13 protein-coding genes are annotated in these 16,400 nt (G+C 67.0%); 7 read left to right on the forward strand and 6 right to left on the reverse strand.

The window, feature by feature from the left end; genetic code table 11:
• Positions 1-130: 130 nt before the first annotated feature.
• On the reverse strand, positions 131-400 hold the full coding sequence (rpsT, locus tag ABH900_RS08415; RefSeq protein ID WP_005408560.1) for a 30S ribosomal protein S20: 270 nt from the start codon (positions 398-400) through the stop codon (positions 131-133).
• 117 nt (positions 401-517) lie between these two features.
• Between rpsT and murJ the strand changes: the two genes are divergently transcribed.
• From murJ to ABH900_RS08450, 7 genes are all read left to right on the forward strand, one after another.
• Positions 518-2,122: a murein biosynthesis integral membrane protein MurJ gene (murJ, locus tag ABH900_RS08420; protein WP_429622656.1), complete on the forward strand. Its 1,605-nt coding sequence runs from the start codon at positions 518-520 to the stop codon at positions 2,120-2,122.
• Positions 2,123-2,197: 75 nt separating this feature from the next.
• The gene (locus tag ABH900_RS08425; RefSeq protein ID WP_429622440.1) at positions 2,198-3,145 is read left to right on the forward strand and encodes a bifunctional riboflavin kinase/FAD synthetase; all 948 of its coding nucleotides are present in this window, start codon (positions 2,198-2,200) and stop codon (positions 3,143-3,145) included.
• Complete coding sequence (ileS, locus tag ABH900_RS08430; RefSeq protein ID WP_429622441.1) at positions 3,142-5,973, forward strand: isoleucine--tRNA ligase; 2,832 nt, start codon at positions 3,142-3,144, stop codon at positions 5,971-5,973. Before ABH900_RS08425 ends, ileS begins: the two co-directional genes overlap by 4 nt.
• Positions 5,973-6,497, forward strand: coding sequence for a signal peptidase II (gene lspA / locus ABH900_RS08435; RefSeq protein WP_429622442.1), 525 nt, complete (start codon positions 5,973-5,975; stop codon positions 6,495-6,497). Before ileS ends, lspA begins: the two co-directional genes overlap by 1 nt.
• 27 nt (positions 6,498-6,524) lie before the next feature.
• Positions 6,525-7,475 carry a 4-hydroxy-3-methylbut-2-enyl diphosphate reductase gene (ispH, locus tag ABH900_RS08440; RefSeq protein WP_429622444.1) on the forward strand — a complete coding sequence of 317 codons (951 nt, stop codon included), beginning with the start codon at positions 6,525-6,527 and terminating at the stop codon, positions 7,473-7,475.
• Between the two features lie 193 nt (positions 7,476-7,668).
• Complete coding sequence (locus tag ABH900_RS08445; protein WP_429622446.1) at positions 7,669-9,552, forward strand: M61 family metallopeptidase; 1,884 nt, start codon at positions 7,669-7,671, stop codon at positions 9,550-9,552.
• The gene (locus ABH900_RS08450; RefSeq protein ID WP_429622447.1) at positions 9,549-10,214 is read left to right on the forward strand and encodes a lysoplasmalogenase; all 666 of its coding nucleotides are present in this window, start codon (positions 9,549-9,551) and stop codon (positions 10,212-10,214) included. Before ABH900_RS08445 ends, ABH900_RS08450 begins: the two co-directional genes overlap by 4 nt.
• 84 nt (positions 10,215-10,298) lie before the next feature.
• Here the strand turns inward: ABH900_RS08450 and ABH900_RS08455 are convergent, their stop codons facing one another.
• Genes ABH900_RS08455 through ABH900_RS08475 form a run of 5 tightly spaced genes read right to left on the reverse strand, consistent with a single transcriptional unit; the run spans position 10,299 to position 16,318 of the window.
• Complete coding sequence (locus ABH900_RS08455) at positions 10,299-11,018, reverse strand: hypothetical protein (protein WP_429622448.1); 720 nt, start codon at positions 11,016-11,018, stop codon at positions 10,299-10,301.
• Complete coding sequence (locus ABH900_RS08460; protein WP_429622449.1) at positions 11,015-11,971, reverse strand: hypothetical protein; 957 nt, start codon at positions 11,969-11,971, stop codon at positions 11,015-11,017. The genes ABH900_RS08455 and ABH900_RS08460 overlap by 4 nt, the downstream gene beginning before the upstream one ends.
• Before the next feature lie 44 nt (positions 11,972-12,015).
• Positions 12,016-14,811, reverse strand: a complete 2,796-nt coding sequence (locus ABH900_RS08465) for a TonB-dependent receptor plug domain-containing protein (protein WP_429622657.1) — start codon at positions 14,809-14,811, stop codon at positions 12,016-12,018.
• Between the two features lie 14 nt (positions 14,812-14,825).
• Entirely contained in the window at positions 14,826-15,794 is a 969-nt protein-coding gene (locus tag ABH900_RS08470) for a FecR family protein (RefSeq protein WP_429622450.1), read from the reverse strand.
• On the reverse strand, positions 15,791-16,318 hold the full coding sequence (locus ABH900_RS08475) for an RNA polymerase sigma factor (protein ID WP_429622451.1): 528 nt from the start codon (positions 16,316-16,318) through the stop codon (positions 15,791-15,793). The genes ABH900_RS08470 and ABH900_RS08475 overlap by 4 nt, the downstream gene beginning before the upstream one ends.
• Positions 16,319-16,400: the final 82 nt, after the last annotated feature.

The following is a 16,400-nucleotide window of genomic DNA, read 5'->3' on the forward strand; positions in this document are numbered from 1 at the left end:
GATCCCTTTCCGCAGGAAAGGGGATCTGACCCCGGGCGGGTCCGGGTGGATTCGCAGGCAACAAAAAACCCGGCCGAGGCCGGGCTTTTGTCTGCTGCCCGGCCCCGAAGGGCAGGGCGGCAACGCCGGATCAGGCGGCCTTGAGGGCCTTGATGCGGTCGTTCAGGCGGCTCTTGTGGCGAGCAGCCTTGTTCTTGTGGATCAGGCCACGCGCGCTGAAGCGATCCAGGATCGGCTGGGCAACGGCGAAGGCGGCTTCGGCGCCGGCGGCGTCGTTGGCGTCCAGAGCCTTGATCACTTTCTTGACAGCGGTGCGCAGCATCGAGCGCTGAGCCACGTTGCGCGCGTTGCGCACGACGGTCTGCTTGGCGCGCTTCTTGGCGGACTTGATATTGGCCACGGTGGTGGTTTCCTGAAAAAATCGGTGTTATGGGAACAGCAAGCTAGCTAGTATGATGGCGTAAGAAATGCACGTCAAGTCGATTGTCAAGAGGGACGCTGAGTGAGTTCACCCAAGTTGTTGCGGGGCCTGCTGTCGTTCAGCAGCATGACCATGGTCTCGCGCGTTCTCGGACTTGTCCGGGACTTCGTGGTGACCACCACGTTCGGCACCAACGCCATCACTGATGCTTTCTGGGTCGCCTTCAGGGTACCCAATTTCCTGCGCCGGTTGTTCGCCGAAGGCTCCTTCGCCACCGCTTTCGTGCCGGTGTTCACCGAAGTGAAGGAAACCCGCAGCCACGCCGAGCTGCGCGAACTGATGGCCCGCACCGCCGGCACCCTGGGTGGGGTGCTGATGCTGGTCACCGCGCTGGCGCTGATCTTCGCGCCGCAGCTGGCCTCGGTGTTCTCAAGTGGTGTTGATACGGATCCGGTCAAGCAGGGCCTGCTGGTCGACCTGTTCCGCCTGACTTTTCCATTCCTGCTGTTCGTCTCGCTGACCGCCCTGGCCGGTGGCGCGCTCAACAGCTTCCAGCGCTTCGCGATGCCGGCATTGACCCCGGTGATCCTCAATCTGTGCATGATCGCCGGCGCGCTGTGGCTGGCGCCGCGGCTGGGTGGCACTCCGGAAAAGCAGATCCTGGCGCTGGGCTGGGCGGTGCTGGCCGCCGGCTTCCTGCAGCTGCTGTTCCAGCTGCCGTCGCTGAAGGGCATCAACCTGCTGACCCTGCCGCGTTGGGGCTGGAGCCATCCGGGCGTGCGCAAGGTGATGACGCTGATGGTGCCGACCCTGTTCGGTTCCTCGGTGGCGCAGATCAACCTGCTGCTGGATACCGTCATCGCCGCCAAGCTGACCGACGGCTCGCAGTCCTGGCTGTCGCTGGCCGATCGCTTCCTGGAACTGCCGCTGGGCGTGTTCGGCGTGGCGCTGGGCACGGTGATCCTGCCGGCGTTGGCCCGCCACCATGTCAGCACCGACCGTGAGGGTTTCTCGCGCTCGCTGGACTGGGGCCTGCGCATGACCCTGCTGATCTCGGTGCCGGCGATGCTGGGCCTGCTGCTGCTGGCCGAACCGCTGATCGCCACCATTTTCCAGCATGGCCAGTTCAGCGCGTTCGACACCCGCATGACCGCGCTGTCTGTCTATGGCCTGAGCTTCGGCCTGCCGGCATTTGCCTTGCTGAAGGTGGTGCTGCCGGCGTTCTACGCACGCCAGGACACCAAGACCCCGGTGCGCGCCGGCGTGGCTGCGCTGGTGGCCAACATGGTGTTCAACTTCATCCTGCTGGCGGTGCTGTACCAGGTGATGGTGCCCGATGCGCTGAAGGCGCAGGGCGTGATGGCCGCCCTCGGCAAGCAGCCGGGCCTGCACCTGGCGCTGGGCATTGCCAGCGCGCTGTCCAGTTACCTGAACCTGGGCCTGCTCTGGTACTGGCTGGGCAAGACCGATGTCTACCAGCGCCGGCCGGGTTGGGGCGGCTATCTGGTACGCCTGCTGCTGGCCTGCACGGCCATGGTTGCCGCGCTGCTGGCGCTGCTGTACTGGCTGCCGGCCTTCTCGGCGATGGGCGTCTGGCAGCGGATCGGCAGCCTGTCGCTGCTGGTTGGTGGCGGCGGTGCGACCTACGCCGTGGCCATGCTGGCGATGGGCTTCCGCCCGCGCGACCTGCGCGGGCATTGATCGCGGCCTGTGGCGGCTATACTTCAGGGTTACACCATTGAAGCGGCGGCCCCGGTCGGGCCGGAACGAGAGTTGATGAGCAGGCTGTTCAGAAGCGTCGAGGGCGGGGAACTGTTCCCCAACGGAAGCGTGGTCTGTATCGGCGCATTCGACGGCCTCCATCTGGGCCATCGTGCGCTGGTCCGCCACGCGGTCGCCCGCGCGCGCGCCTTGGGCGTGGCCGCAGTGGCCGTGGCGTTCGAACCGCTGCCGCGTGAATTCTTTGCCCAGGGCACACCGCCGCCGCGGCTGACCCTGGCGCGCAGCAAGGTCGAGATGCTGCGCGAGCTCGGTGTCGATGCGATCGGCCTGCTGCGTTTCGATGCGGCAATGGCGGCGATGCCGGCCGAGACCTTCGTGCGCCAGTTGCTGGCGCACCGGCTGGGCGCCCGCGAGGTGTGGATCGGCCCGGAGTTCTGCTTCGGCAACCGCCGTCGTGGCGATCTGGCCCTGCTGCAGACGATGGGCGCCGAGCTGGGCTTCAGCGCCGGCGAGATCGAGGCGGTCGACCTGCATGGCGAGCGCATTTCCAGCACGCGCATCCGCCAGCTGCTGCAGGAGGGTGACTTCGCCCGTGCCGGCGATCTGCTCGGCCGTCCGTACGCGATCAGCGGCCGTGTCGTGCGCGGGCGCCAGCTTGGCCGCACGCTGGGCTTCCCCACCGCCAACCTGCGGTTCCCGAAGACCCCGGCGCTGTCGGGCATCTACGCGACCTGGGTACACGGCGTGTTCGACCAGCCGTGGCCGTCGGTGTCCAGCTTCGGCACGCGGCCGACGGTGGAGGGCGTGGAGCCGCTGCTGGAAGCACACCTGTTCGATTTCCAGGGCGACCTTTACGGGCGCCACATCGACGTGGAGTTCGTCGCCAAGCTGCGCGACGAAGAGAAATTCAATGATCTGGCGGCACTGACCGACCAGATGCACCGCGACGCCGAACAGGCGCGCGCCATCCTTTCCGAACATAGATTGCGAGCCACTGCGTGAGCCAGGACTACAAGACCACCCTGAACCTGCCAGCCACCGAATTCCCGATGCGCGGCGACCTGCCCAAGCGCGAGCCGGGCATTCTGGCGCAGTGGGAAGCGCAGGGGCTCTACCAGCAGCTGCGCGACAACGCCGCCGGCCGCCCGCTGTTCGTGCTGCATGACGGCCCGCCGTACGCCAACGGCCGCATCCACCTGGGCCACGCGGTCAACAAGATCCTGAAGGACATCATCGTCAAGTCGCGCTACCTGGCCGGCTTCGATGCGCCCTACGTGCCGGGCTGGGACTGCCACGGCCTGCCGATCGAGATTGCGGTCGAGAAGAAGTGGGGCAAGGTCGGCACCAAGCTCGACGCCGTCCAATTCCGGCAGAAGTGCCGCGAGTTCGCCGAAGAGCAGATCAACATCCAGCGCGCGGACTTCAAGCGCCTGGGCGTGACCGGCGACTGGGACAACCCGTACAAGACCCTGAGCTTCGACTTCGAAGCCAACGAGATCCGCGCACTGGCCAAGGTCGTGGCCAATGGCCACCTGGTGCGGGGCGCCAAGCCGGTGTACTGGTGCTTCGACTGTGGCTCGGCGCTGGCCGAGGCCGAGATCGAATACCAGGAAAAGGAATCGCCGGCGATCGACGTGGCCTACGCCGCGCGCGATGCGCGGGCCATCGGCCAGGCGTTCGGCGTGAGCGTGCCGGCCGATGTCGAAGTGGCCGTGCCGATCTGGACCACCACGCCGTGGACGCTGCCGGCCTCGCTGGCGGTGTCGCTCGGCGCGGAGATCAACTACGTGCTGGCCGAAGGCCCGGCCCACAACGGCAAGCGCCGTTGGCTGGTGCTGGCCGCCGCGCTGGCCGAGCGCGCGCTGCAGCGCTACGGCGTGGAAGCGGTCGTGCTGCACGGTGAAACCACCGGCGCGGCGCTGGAGAACCAGCTGCTGGCGCACCCGTTCTACCCGGAACGCGAGATCCTGGTGCTCAACGGCGACCACGTGTCCGACGAGGACGGTACCGGTGCGGTGCACACCGCCCCCGGTCACGGCCAGGAAGACTTCGTGGTCAGCCAGAAGTACGGCCTGCTGGACAAGTACAACGCCGGCCAGGTCACGCCGATCGACGGCCGCGGCGTGTACCTGGAATCGACCCCGCCGGCCGGTGACGTGGTGCTGGCCGGCCAGCACCTGTGGAAGGCGCAGGAGGCCATCGTCGGCGTGCTGCGCGACAACGGTTCGCTGCTGGCCTTCCACCCGATCCGCCACAGCTACCCGCATTGCTGGCGCCACAAGACGCCGGTGGTGTTCCGTGCCACCCCGCAGTGGTTCATCTCGATGGACAAGGCCAACCTGCGCAACGATGCGCTGGCCGCCATCGATACCGTGGGCTGGTTCCCGAGCTGGGGCAAGGCGCGCATCCAGAGCATGGTCGACGGTCGTCCGGACTGGACCATCTCGCGCCAGCGCACCTGGGGCGTGCCGATCGCCCTGTTCACCCATCGCCAGACCGGCGAGATCCACCCGCGTTCGGTGGAGCTGATGCAGCAGGTCGCCGACCGCGTCGAGGCCGAGGGCATCGACGTGTGGTACTCGCTGGATGCCGCCGAACTGCTGGGCGCCGAAGCGGCCGACTACGAGAAGGTCACCGACATCCTCGACGTCTGGTTCGATTCGGGCGTCACCCATGAAGGCGTGCTCGCCGCGCGTGGCTTCGGCAAGCCGGCCGACCTGTACCTGGAAGGCTCCGACCAGCACCGCGGCTGGTTCCAGTCCTCGCTGCTGACCGGCGTGGCGATCGACAAGCGCGCTCCGTACAAGCAGTGCCTCACCCACGGCTTCACCGTGGACGAGCACGGCCGCAAGATGTCCAAGTCGCTGGGCAACGGCATCGAGCCGCAGGACATCATGAACAAGCTGGGCGCGGACATCCTGCGCCTGTGGATCGCCTCGGCCGATTACAGCAACGAGATGTCGTTGTCGCAGGAGATCCTCAAGCGCAACGCCGACGCCTACCGCCGCCTGCGCAACACCGCGCGCTTCCTGCTCGGCAACCTGGACGGTTTCGACCCGGCCCAGCACCTGCGCCCGCTCGACCAGATGGTCGCGCTGGACCGCTGGATCGTGCATCGCGCCTGGGAGCTGCAGGAGAAGATCAAGGCGGCCTACGACGGCTACAACATGGCCGAGATCGTGCAGCTGCTGCTGAACTTCTGCAGCGTCGACCTCGGCTCGCTTTACCTGGACGTGACCAAGGACCGCCTGTACACGATGCCGGCCGATTCGCACGGTCGTCGTTCGGCACAGAGCGCGATGTACCACATCGCCGAAGCGTTCACCCGCTGGGTTGCGCCGATCCTGACCTTCACCGCCGACGAGCTGTGGGGCTACCTGCCGGGCGAGCGTGCCGGGCACGTGCTGTTCACCACCTGGTACGACGGCCTGGCGCCGCTGCCGGCCGATGCCCAGCTCAACGCCGCCGACTTCGACCAGCTGCTGGCCGTGCGCGAGCAGGTGGCCAAGGTGCTCGAGCCGATGCGTGCCAACGGTGCGATCGGTGCTGCGCTGGAAGCGGAGATCACCATCGCCGCCAGCGACGAGCAGGCCGCGCGCTGGCAGCCGCTGGCCGATGAGCTGCGTTTCCTGTTCATCAGTGGCGATGTGCAGGTGCGCCCGGCCACCACCGACGAGGTGTTCGTCAGCGCCCAGCCGACCACCAAGGCCAAGTGCGTGCGCTGCTGGCACCACCGTGCCGACGTTGGCAGCCATGCCGATCATCCGGAACTGTGCGGTCGCTGCGTGAGCAACATCACCGGCGACGGCGAACTGCGGAGCTGGTTCTGATGAGCACCGCACGTCCGCATCCGAACGCCCTGGTCTGGCTGCTGCTGTCGGCGGCCATCATCGGCCTGGACCAGTGGTCCAAGGCCTGGGTCCTGTCCAGCCTGCCGGAGTTCCAGCCGGTGGTGGTCATCGATGGCTTCTGGAACTGGTACCGGACCTACAACACCGGTGCCGCGTTCAGTTTCCTGAGCGACGCCGGTGGCTGGCAGAAGCACTTCTTCACCGTGCTGGCGATTGCCATCAGCGGCCTGATGGCCTGGTGGCTGCGCGGTACGGCCCGCGGCAACTGGAAGGCAGCGGTGCCCTATGCGCTGATCATCGGCGGTGCCATCGGCAACGTGATCGACCGCCAGGTGCACGGTCATGTGGTCGATTTCATCCAGTGGTATGCGGGCAGCTACACCTGGCCCTCGTTCAACATCGCCGATTCGGCCATCGTGGCTGGTGCCATCGGCATCGCCCTGTTCGGCCTGTTCGACGGCAAGTCCGCCAAAAAGGCGGATAATGCCAACCCGAAACCGTAAGCCGGCCGCTGCCGGGAGATTGAACTGATGGATGTGCTGCTCGCCAACCCGCGTGGTTTCTGTGCCGGTGTCGATCGTGCGATCGAGATCGTCAAGCGCGCGATCGAAACGCTGGGCGCGCCCATCTACGTCCGCCATGAAGTGGTGCACAACCGCTTCGTGGTCGACGACCTGAAGCAGCGGGGCGCGATCTTCGTCGAGGAACTGGACGAAGTGCCGGACAACAACACGGTCATCTTCAGCGCGCATGGCGTATCCCAGGCGGTGCGCCAGGAAGCCGAGCGCCGTGGCCTGAAGGTGTTCGACGCGACCTGCCCGCTGGTGACCAAGGTTCACTTCGAAGTCGCCCGCCACTGCCGTGCCGGCCGTGACGTGGTGCTGATCGGCCACGCCGGTCATCCGGAAGTGGAGGGCACCATGGGGCAGTGGAACCGCGAAGCCGGTACCGGCCAGATCTATCTGGTCGAGGATGTCGAGCAGGTTGCCACGCTGCAGATCAACCAGCCGGAAAACTTCGCCTACACCACCCAGACCACGCTGTCGGTGGACGATACGCGCGGCATCATCGACGCGCTGCGCGAGCGCTTCCCCGCGATGCAGGGGCCGAAGAACGACGACATCTGCTACGCCACGCAGAACCGCCAGGACGCCGTGCGCGACCTGGCCAAGCGTTGCGACCTGGTGCTGGTGGTCGGTTCGCCGAACAGCTCCAACTCCAATCGTCTGAGCGAACTGGCGCGCCGTGAAGGCGTGGAGTCGTACCTGATCGATGGTGCGCACGAGATCGATCCGCACTGGGTGGAAGGCAAGCAGCATATCGGCGTCACTGCCGGTGCCTCGGCGCCGCAGGTGCTGGTGGATGGCGTGCTGGCGCGCCTGGCCGAGCTGGGCGCGACCGGCGTCGGCGAGCTGGATGGCGAACCGGAATCGATGGTGTTCGCGCTGCCGAAGGAATTGCGGCTGCGGTTGGTCGACTGACCGGGAAAGGCTTCATCCACGCATGGCGTGGATCTACTGCATTCGGGCCGGTGTGTGCCCATACAGCGCGAGCGCATCGCTCCAGTAGATCCACGCCATGCGTGGATAGATGCGCAGCCATGACCTTTGGCCATGGGGCGGGCCATTCCACAGGCCTAGCATCGGAGGATTCTCCGCTGTTGGAAGCTGCCCGATGAAGACCCGAGCCCTGGCGATGTCGCTGCTGTTCGCGCTGGCCGCCACGCCTGCGCTGGCGCTGGCCTCGCCGCCGGCCGATGCTGCGGCTCCTGGATTGCTGCGTATCGATGTGGACGCGCGCGACCTGGCCCGGCGCATCTTCAAGGTCACCGCCACCGTGCCGGCCACGCCCGGCCCGATGACCCTGCTGTATCCGCAGTGGATTCCCGGCAACCATTCGCCGACCGGCCCGATCGACAAGCTGGCCGGCCTGCGCGTCACCGCCAACGGCAAGCCGCTGGCCTGGCAGCGCGACCAGTACAACGTCTATGCGTTCAAGGTGGACGTGCCTGAGGGGGTGAGCGAGATCGTCGCCCACTTTGATTTCCTGTCCTCGCAGGGCGGCAGTCAGGGGCGGGTGGTGATGACCCCGGAAATGCTCAACCTGCAGTGGAACGCCAACTCGCTGTATCCGGCCGGCGTGGATGCACGCAACCTGCAGGCACAGGCCAGCGTGACCCTGCCCAAGGGCTGGTCGTTCGCCACGGCGCTGGAGACGGCGCGCCGCGACGGCGACACCGTGGTGTTCAAGCCGATTTCCTATGACCACCTGGTCGATTCGCCCCTGTTCGCCGGCGAGCACTACCAGCGCATCGATCTCGATCCGGGCGCGAAGGTGCCGGTGCACCTGAACGTGTTTGCCGACGACGCCAAGTCGCTGAAGCCGACCGAGGCACAGGTCGCGACGCATCGCGCGCTGGTGCAGCAGGCCGACAAGCTCTACGGCGCGCGCCACTACAACCACTATGAGTTCCTGCTGGCGTTGACCGACCGCCTCGGCGGCATCGGCCTGGAGCATCACCGCTCCAGCGAGAACAGTGCCGATCCGGGCTACTTCACCGAATGGGACAGCAACGCGTGGATGCGCGATCTGCTGCCGCACGAGTACACCCATTCCTGGAACGGGAAGTATCGCCGTGGTGCAGATCTGGCCACCGCCAACTTCAACGTGCCGATGGGCGACAGCCTGCTGTGGGTGTACGAAGGCCAGACCCAGTTCTGGGGCCAGGTGCTGGCCGCGCGCTCGGGGCTGTGGTCGGTCGCGCAGGCGCGCGACATGCTGGCCAACGTGGCCGCCACCTATGATCGCGGTCGCCCGGGCCTGGCCTGGCGCCCGCTGCAGGACACCACCAACGATCCGACCATCGCACAACGTAGAACGTTGCCGTACCGCAACTATCAGATGAGCGAGGACTACTACTCCGGTGGCCAGATGCTGTGGCTGGAAGTGGAAGGCAAGCTGCGCGAACTGAGCGGCAACCGTCGCAGCCTGGACGACTTCGCACGTGCGTTCTTTGGCGTCGGCAACGGCAAGTGGGACGTCAATCCGTACACCTTCGATGACGTGGTGGCGACCTTGAACGGCATCGCGCCGTATGACTGGGCCGGTTTCCTGCGCGGTCGCCTGGACGGCCACGGTTCGCTGACCGGTGGCCTGGCGCTGGCCGGCTGGACGCTGGTCTACCGCGATACACCGAACGACGCCTACAAGGCGCAGGAGAAACGCGCCAAGGCGGCATTGCTGGCCTACTCGCTGGGCGCGACGGTGCTCGACAGCGGGGCGGTCGGTGATGTGATCTGGGACAGCCCGGCCTTCAATGCCGGCCTGGCGCCGGGCATGAAGGTGATCGCGGTGAACGGCCGTGAGTACAGCAGCCAGCGGCTGAAGGATACTGTCGCCAGCGCGGCAAAAGACAAGGCGCCGATCGTGCTGCTGGTCAAGCAGTTCGACCGCATCGAAACGATGAACATCGACTATCACGGTGGCCTGCAGTATCCGGTACTGGAGCGCATCGCCGGCAAGCCTGATCGCCTCGCAGACCTGTGGAAGGCACGATGAAGCCGCGCGCCCGCGAGGGTCTGATCCTGTTGATGGCGGTCCTCGCCATCACCGGCGCGTTCCTGCACGGTGACGGGCGCTGGCTGCATTGGCTGGCCAAGCCGACCACCACCCTGCTGATCGCTGCCATCGCCTGGCGCGTGCACGATCCCGCGCAGCCGTTCTACCGGCGCGCGGTGCTGGCCGGCATGCTGCTGTCGTGCGTGGGCGACATCGCACTGATGTTGCCGATGGATGCGTTCGTACCGGGCCTTGTTGCGTTCCTGCTGGCGCACCTCTGCTATATCGCCGCGTTCCGCGATGGCCTGCGTGCAGGACGTGGCCTGCTCGCCGCCAGCGTCCTGCTCGGGGCATTCGCCGTGCTTAACGTGATGGGGCTGTGGCCACATCTGCCGGTGCCGATGCGCATCCCGGTGCTGGCCTACGTGGTGGTGCTCGCGTCGATGGCGGTGCTGGCGCTTGCACGCGCATGGGCACGTCCCCCTGTAGCGGCACCGGAACCGTGCAGTGCACGCTGGGCAGCGGCCGGTGCGCTGCTGTTCGTCGCCAGCGATTCGCTGCTGGCCTGGGACCGCTTCGCCGGCGGCCTGCCGCTGGCCAGCTTGCTGGTGTTGTCCACCTACTACGGTGCGCAGTACGCCATCGCCCGTTCGGTCAGATAGCAAAAAGGGGACGGAGGGGATTAAGTCGTCTTTGCCTTGATGACACATACGACTTAATCCCCTCCGTCCCCTTCTTTATGCTGGCTATTGGCGGCTCACGCGACGCAGGGTGCCCTGCGCGTCGAACGAAAGGTGCGCCGATTCACGATCCCCGGCGACCTCGTCCGGCAGCCAGACCAGCGTGCCGGCCTTGCGCACGATCACATGGACGTGGCCAACTTCACCCGGCGTGCCCATCAATGCACTGCGTTGCACCTGCAGCGCCTCGGCAACGCGCGGGACGGCCTCGAAATCGATGTTGGCCAGCGCCGTGGTGCTTCGTTGCAGGCTGATGGTGGGCGCGAAGCGTTGCGGATCGATCGGTCCGCCCTTGCGCCACCTGCCACGTTCAAAGTGGTAGCTGTCCACATGCCCCGGTTGCTGCGGATCGACCAGATCCAGGTTGATACGGCCATCCTCGTAGAAGTGGACGCTGTGGAAAACCGTCAACCGATGGCCGGCCAGCGCCGGCAGTTTCTCCAACGCCTGTCGCGCAGCCAACAGGTAGTCCACATCGAACAAGCGGTTGCTGCGTCCGTGCAGCGCTGCGGACGGCGCATTGGTGGGTGCGGTGAAGCCGGGCGAAAGCGACGCGGGCTGCTCGCGAGGCGGAGCCGATGAGAGGTACGGCGGCAGCCGGTCGGCCTGCACCGAATGCCCCAGCGTCTCGCCCAGGGTCTGCAGCGCACCGCCGGCCACGGCCGCGCCGGCCAGCACCAGCAGCACTGCAGAGAAAAGCATTCGCGTGGAGGGAGGCGGCTTCATACGCCCTCCAGCCGCACATTGCTGCGATCTTCCGGGTCGTACAGCAGGGTGACCTGTTCGCGCGGGATGTTGGCCAGTTCGATCAGGGGGATGAACCGGCGTGCGCTGGCGTGCTGCACGTTGCCGTCGCGGTCGATGAATTCCAGCTGGAACTCCACCTGCGGTTGCTCGTTGAAGTAGGTGCCGGTCTGGCGCACCTTCAGCACTTTGGCGTCCACGCGGAGGCCGCGGTACTTCAGTACGTCACCCCGCGCATCGGCTTGCAGCACGCGGCCGAGCAGGCGCAGCCCCAGCGCGTAACCACACAGTACCAGCGGGCACACCAGCAGAGGGTGTCCGAGTGACAGGAAGGTCCAGCCCAGGCCCTCGCTCTGAAGTCGATAGGCGAACACATAGGCGCTGGCAACCGCCACGATGCCGATGACAGCGGCGATGCTACGGCGCCAGAGGCGGGCAACATCCAGTTCGGGCTGGGCACCCTCCAGCACCACGTTGGGGAACGCCCCTGGCGCCCGGCTCACGCGCGCTTCGATGTGCTGGCCTGCAATGAAGCGCCGCAGCTGCGGCTTGCTGTCCACCACCAGCATCTGTTCGTTGATCGGCGTGCCGGACAGGTTCTGGAAGGACAGTTGCAGCTTCCACTGCGCGAATCCGCGCACGTGCACGCCGGTCTGCTCGGCCTGTTCGATCAAGGCATCACGTGGCTCACCGTCGGCCAGGATCGAGCGCACCCGATGTAGCGCACGCGGCGGGCCCAGCAGCAGGTAGTGCAGGAACGCGAGCAGCAGGGCCAGCCACAGGACCAGCGACAGCGCCAACAGCAGCAGCGCCAGCCATGGCGCGCTGCGGTCGGCAAGCTGCACCGGCCACGACGTGCCGAAGTAGAGGATGCAGGGGAAGGGCAACGCGAAGAACAGCAGGAACGCGCCCCAGAACCAGAGGTGGGCCTTCATGGGGTGGTGGGGACCGGTGGAACAGGGCGCGTAGCGTACTACGCTCAGCGGAACTGCAGGGTCAGCAGGAAGTAGCGGCCGAGCGGATCGTCCAGCCCCGGCATCTGTCCGCCATTGCCGACCAGATAGTTCACCGGCTGCGTGTCGAGCACGTTGTGCACGTCCAGCGCGGCGACGATACGCGGCCCCAGCCGGCGCGCCAGATGCAGGTTCCAGCGCAGCTGCCGCGGGTTCATGCAGTGGTTGAGTTCGCGCTGCTCTTCGGGGCATTCCGCGCCCGGCAGCCATGCACGCGTACGCCCCACCTGGTTGCCGCGCAGGGCGATGTCCCAGTTGCTGTTCTGCCATTGCACATTGAGCACCGCCGCCATCGTCGGCGTGACGTGGCCGCGCAGATCTACAGCCGCATCTTCGCCCCGGTCGCGGCGCAGCGCCTGCTGCTTCAGTGCATCGAGCGAGAACAACCACTGGCCGGTGCTGCCGGTATCGATGTGGTACTCGCCGCGCAGCACCCAGTTGCGCGAGGTGGTGCGGCCGATGTTGTCGAACGACAGGCGCAGGCTGCGCAGGCGACCATCCTCATCCAGTTCCCATGTGCTGCGGTTCCACACCGCGTCAGCCGGTTGCAGGGCCAGGATTTCGTTGCGCAGCTCGACGATGTTGTGGGTCAGCGACAGCGAGAAGGTGTCGGTCGGCGTCCAGGTGGCGGCCAGCGAATGGCTGCGTGATTGCTCGGCCTTCAGTGCATCGTTCTCCACCACGTCCACGGTGACACTGCAGCGGCCATTGCCGCTGGTCTGTGCACAGTCGGGCAGCGCGCTGGAGGCAGGCAGTTCGATCTCGCCGAAATATCCCGGTGGGCGCCGCTGTTCGAACAGGCTGGGCGCGCGGTAGCCGCGCCCGCTGGCCAGCAGGAACGACCAGTGCGGTGAGGGGCTCCAGCGCAGGCCCGCGCGCGGCGAGAACGCACTGTAGTCGCCGTCGCGGTCCCAGCGGGCGGCAAGGTCCATGCGCAGTGTGGGCGCCAAGGGCAGGCCGACTTCGGCATAGGCGCCACCGCTTTGTCGCGACAGGTGGCGTTGTTCCTGCGGCAGCCCCAGCGCCAGGTCGCCCTGGCTGAGCAGCGTGTCGGGGTGCGAGGTCCAGCGCTCCTGGCGCACGTCGATGCCGGTGGCCAGTTGCACGTTGCCGCCTGGCAGCGGGACGAGTTCGCGCTGCATTCCCCACCAGCCCTGCCACTGCTCGGTGCGGCCGCGGTTGCGGATCGACGGAAACAACTCCTTGGCTGCATCGGTACGCAGGGAGGTGAAGCCCGGCAGGAAATCCAGCGACTCTGCCGCACGCAGCAATGGCTGGGCACGCACGGTGCCCGACGTGGACAGGGTGACGTCACTGCGTTGTGCACTGATGCCGGCATCCCAGCCGCGCCGGCCCTGGTTGCGGCCGATGCCGAAGGTGACATCGGCATCGGTGGCGCGAACATGCGGACGCACGTTGCCGGCTTCGCGCAGCACGCTGTTGAAGGTGAAGCCGTACAGGCCGATGGCCACGGCGGTGGGGCCCAGATCGAAGCGTTGCCGGTTGTGGCTGGCCCGCGCTTCGGCATAGGCATAACGTCCTTCGCCGCGCTCATGGCGATAGCGCAGATAGGCCGAGGCGGTATCCGAGGCCGGTTGCAGCGAGCGCGGTCGCGCGCTGTCGAACCAGCAGGCACCCTCGCGCCGTTTCAGTGGGCCGTCGCAGTGCTTGGCGGGCCAGTAGCTGCCATCGCGAAATGCACCGATCAGGTACTGCGAGGTTTCCGCGTGCCAGTCACGGCGATCACCGGCCAGATGTTCGATGCGGTGCAGGTCGATGCCGGCGAACCAGCGATCGCCGTTGCCACGCACGCCGCCGGTGGCTGCCTGCAGGCGGTACTGTCCGGCATCACCACGGCTGCTGAGTCCGGTCTGCAGCATCGCCTCGGGGCCTTCGGCCTGATCGCGCAGGATGATGTTGACCACGCCGGACATCGCATCGGCGCCGTAGATGGCCGAGGCCCCGCCACGCACCAGCTCGATGCGGTCGACGAAACTGAGCGGGATGCCGCCCAGGTCGGTGAGTCCGCCCTGTTCCAGCGAGACCATCGGGTAGCGCGGCAGACGCCGCCCGTTTACCAGGAACAGCGTTGCGCGCGGACCCATGCCGTCCAGGCTGGTGGTGGTGGCCGCACCGACCGGCAGGTACTGCGAGTCGCCACTGCGCGCCGTGCTCATCGCCGGGTGCCCGTTCATCCCTGGCAGGTGACGCAGCAGGTCGAACAGGCTGCCGTAACCGCTGCGCAGGATGTCATCGCGGTCGATGATGGTTACCGGCAGCGTGGTCTGCACCGAGGTGCGTGGCAGCCGGCTGCCGGTGACATGGATCGGCGCCAGTTCCACTTGAGGGGGGCCATCGGGCATCGTGCGCGGTCCCGGCGGCGACGTTGCGGGCCGGGAGGTGGCAGCGGTTGTTGGCGGCTGGGGCGGCTGCACGCGACGGACGACGAATCCACCGGTGGGCGTGCGCAGGATGTTCACCGGCGTGCCGGCAACCAGCTCCTTCAGGGCACTGGCGGCATCACGCCGGCCGTGGGTGCCGTGGGTGTGCAGTCCGCCCAGTTCGCGCGCGTCGAACAGCAAGGCGATGCCACTCTGCCGAGCCCACTGCTGCAATGCCGGCGCGAGAGGACCTGCGCCGACATCGATTTCCAGGGTGCCGGCCTGCTCGGTTGCGGCGGCCATGGGCAGCAGCGCACTGCCGAGCCCGAAGCCAAGCAGGGTGCGGAGCAGCCCCCCCTGCAGCGCACCCGGTACTGCCATCACCGCAGGCCTCCTCAGTACGTGCGGCGCAGTTCCAGCGCGCCATCCGGACGCGTCTGGCCAGCCACGGACCAACCCACTTCCAGCGCCGACAGCAGGTCCTGTGCATCACCGGCGCGGTAGGTGCCGCTTACGGCCAGGTTGGCGATCGCCGGATCGGCAATCACCAGCGGCGTGCGGCCGTAGCGGTTCATACGTTCGACCACGATGGACAACGGCGTGCCATCGAATACCAGTTGTCCGTGCAGCCAGGCTTCGGCAGCGGCATTGGACGACAATGACGGGCCTGGCTGGATGCGGCCCGATGGCAGCACCTGCAGCTGCTGGCCGGGAGTCAGCGTGTGCTGGGCGCTGCCGTTGCGGACTTCCACCGCGCCTTCCAGCAATGCGACTTCGACCCGGCCATCGTGCAGACGCTCGACCTGGAAGGTGGTGCCGATGTCGCGGATCGTGCTGTCGCCAACGCGCAGCTGCAGCGCCTTGCTCGACGCGGCGACCTGCAGTTGCAGGCGTCCGCGCTCCAGCACCAGGTCACGATGGCGCCACCCGAAGCGGGCGCGCAGCGTGGTGCCGGCGTCGAGCGTGGCCACGCTGCCGTCAGCCAGTGTCAGCTGTCGCGGCTGGTGGGAATCGTTGGCATAGTGCTGCGGCAAGGGGTTGCCGTCGACGGCCACCATCCAGCCGATGCCGACAGCCAGACAGATGCCAGCGGCGGCGGCGAGACCGGGCAACCAGCGCCGCCGGGCAGGACGTGCCGCACGTGATGCGGCGGTACTCAGCCATGGGTCGGCGGCCAGCGTTTCGCTCTGCTGGAACAGGGTTTCGGCCTGGACCCACGCTTTGACGTGGGCAGGATCCTCGGCCAGCCAGTCCTCGAACGTTTCGCGCTCGCCCGGCGTGCAGTCCGGGGCTTCCAGGCGCGCCACCCAGGTGCTGGCGCGTTCGAACAGCAAGGCGTCTTCCTTGTGCCGGGCGCCGATCATTCGTTGTCCCTGTCGTTGTGCAGCGGATCCGATCCGAGTTCCTGGCGCAGGCCCTGCAGGGCACGGGCGATGTGTTTTTCCACGGTCTTTGCAGTGATTCCACAATGCCGAGCGATCTGGGTATAGCTCATGCCGGTGATCCGGTTGAGCAGGTAGACCTCGCGAGCGCGTTCGGGCAACTTGAACAGGGCCTGCCGCAGCAGGGACAGCATCTGCCCGGATTCGGCCTGGCGCAATGGATCGGGCGACGTGCTGGAAGGCTCGTTGCCACCATCGTGCTCGGCCAGTGACAGATGCGGCCGCGACTGCGGCGAACGGCCGCGGTCTGCCAGGCGGTTGCGGGCGATACGATACAGCAGCAGGCGCAGTTCATCGGCGCTGTGGCTGCGATAACGGATCAGCCGCTCCATGCAGTCCTGCGCGATGTCCTCCGCATCATCCGGTCCCACGCCGCGCGTGCGCAGGAATGCGCATAGCGGTCCGCGTTCTTCCCGTACGAACGCGATGAAGGCGTCCGCAGGCACGGACAGGTCCGGCGCGCGATGGATCAGAGGAGAGGGGACGGACAGGGCAGGCCTCGGACGACGGTGGCGGGTGCGTCTTCGA

The sequence above is a fragment of the Stenotrophomonas sp. AN71 genome, assembly GCF_050435725.1.
Taxonomy (GTDB): domain Bacteria; phylum Pseudomonadota; class Gammaproteobacteria; order Xanthomonadales; family Xanthomonadaceae; genus Stenotrophomonas.

Bases quoted from the DNA above. Each gene is read 5' to 3' on its own strand.
- ABH900_RS08425 (WP_429622440.1), top strand. From the start codon at position 2,198: ATGAGCAGGCTGTTCAGAAGCGTCGAGGGCGGGGAACTGTTCCCCAAC.
- lspA (WP_429622442.1), top strand. From the start codon at position 5,973: ATGAGCACCGCACGTCCGCATCCGAACGCCCTGGTCTGGCTGCTGCTG.
- ispH (WP_429622444.1), top strand. From the start codon at position 6,525: ATGGATGTGCTGCTCGCCAACCCGCGTGGTTTCTGTGCCGGTGTCGAT.
- ABH900_RS08445 (WP_429622446.1), top strand. From the start codon at position 7,669: ATGAAGACCCGAGCCCTGGCGATGTCGCTGCTGTTCGCGCTGGCCGCC.
- ABH900_RS08450 (WP_429622447.1), top strand. From the start codon at position 9,549: ATGAAGCCGCGCGCCCGCGAGGGTCTGATCCTGTTGATGGCGGTCCTC.
- ABH900_RS08455 (WP_429622448.1), bottom strand. From the start codon at position 11,018: ATGAAGCCGCCTCCCTCCACGCGAATGCTTTTCTCTGCAGTGCTGCTG.
- ABH900_RS08460 (WP_429622449.1), bottom strand. From the start codon at position 11,971: ATGAAGGCCCACCTCTGGTTCTGGGGCGCGTTCCTGCTGTTCTTCGCG.
- ABH900_RS08465 (WP_429622657.1), bottom strand. From the start codon at position 14,811: ATGGCAGTACCGGGTGCGCTGCAGGGGGGGCTGCTCCGCACCCTGCTT.
- ABH900_RS08470 (WP_429622450.1), bottom strand. From the start codon at position 15,794: ATGATCGGCGCCCGGCACAAGGAAGACGCCTTGCTGTTCGAACGCGCC.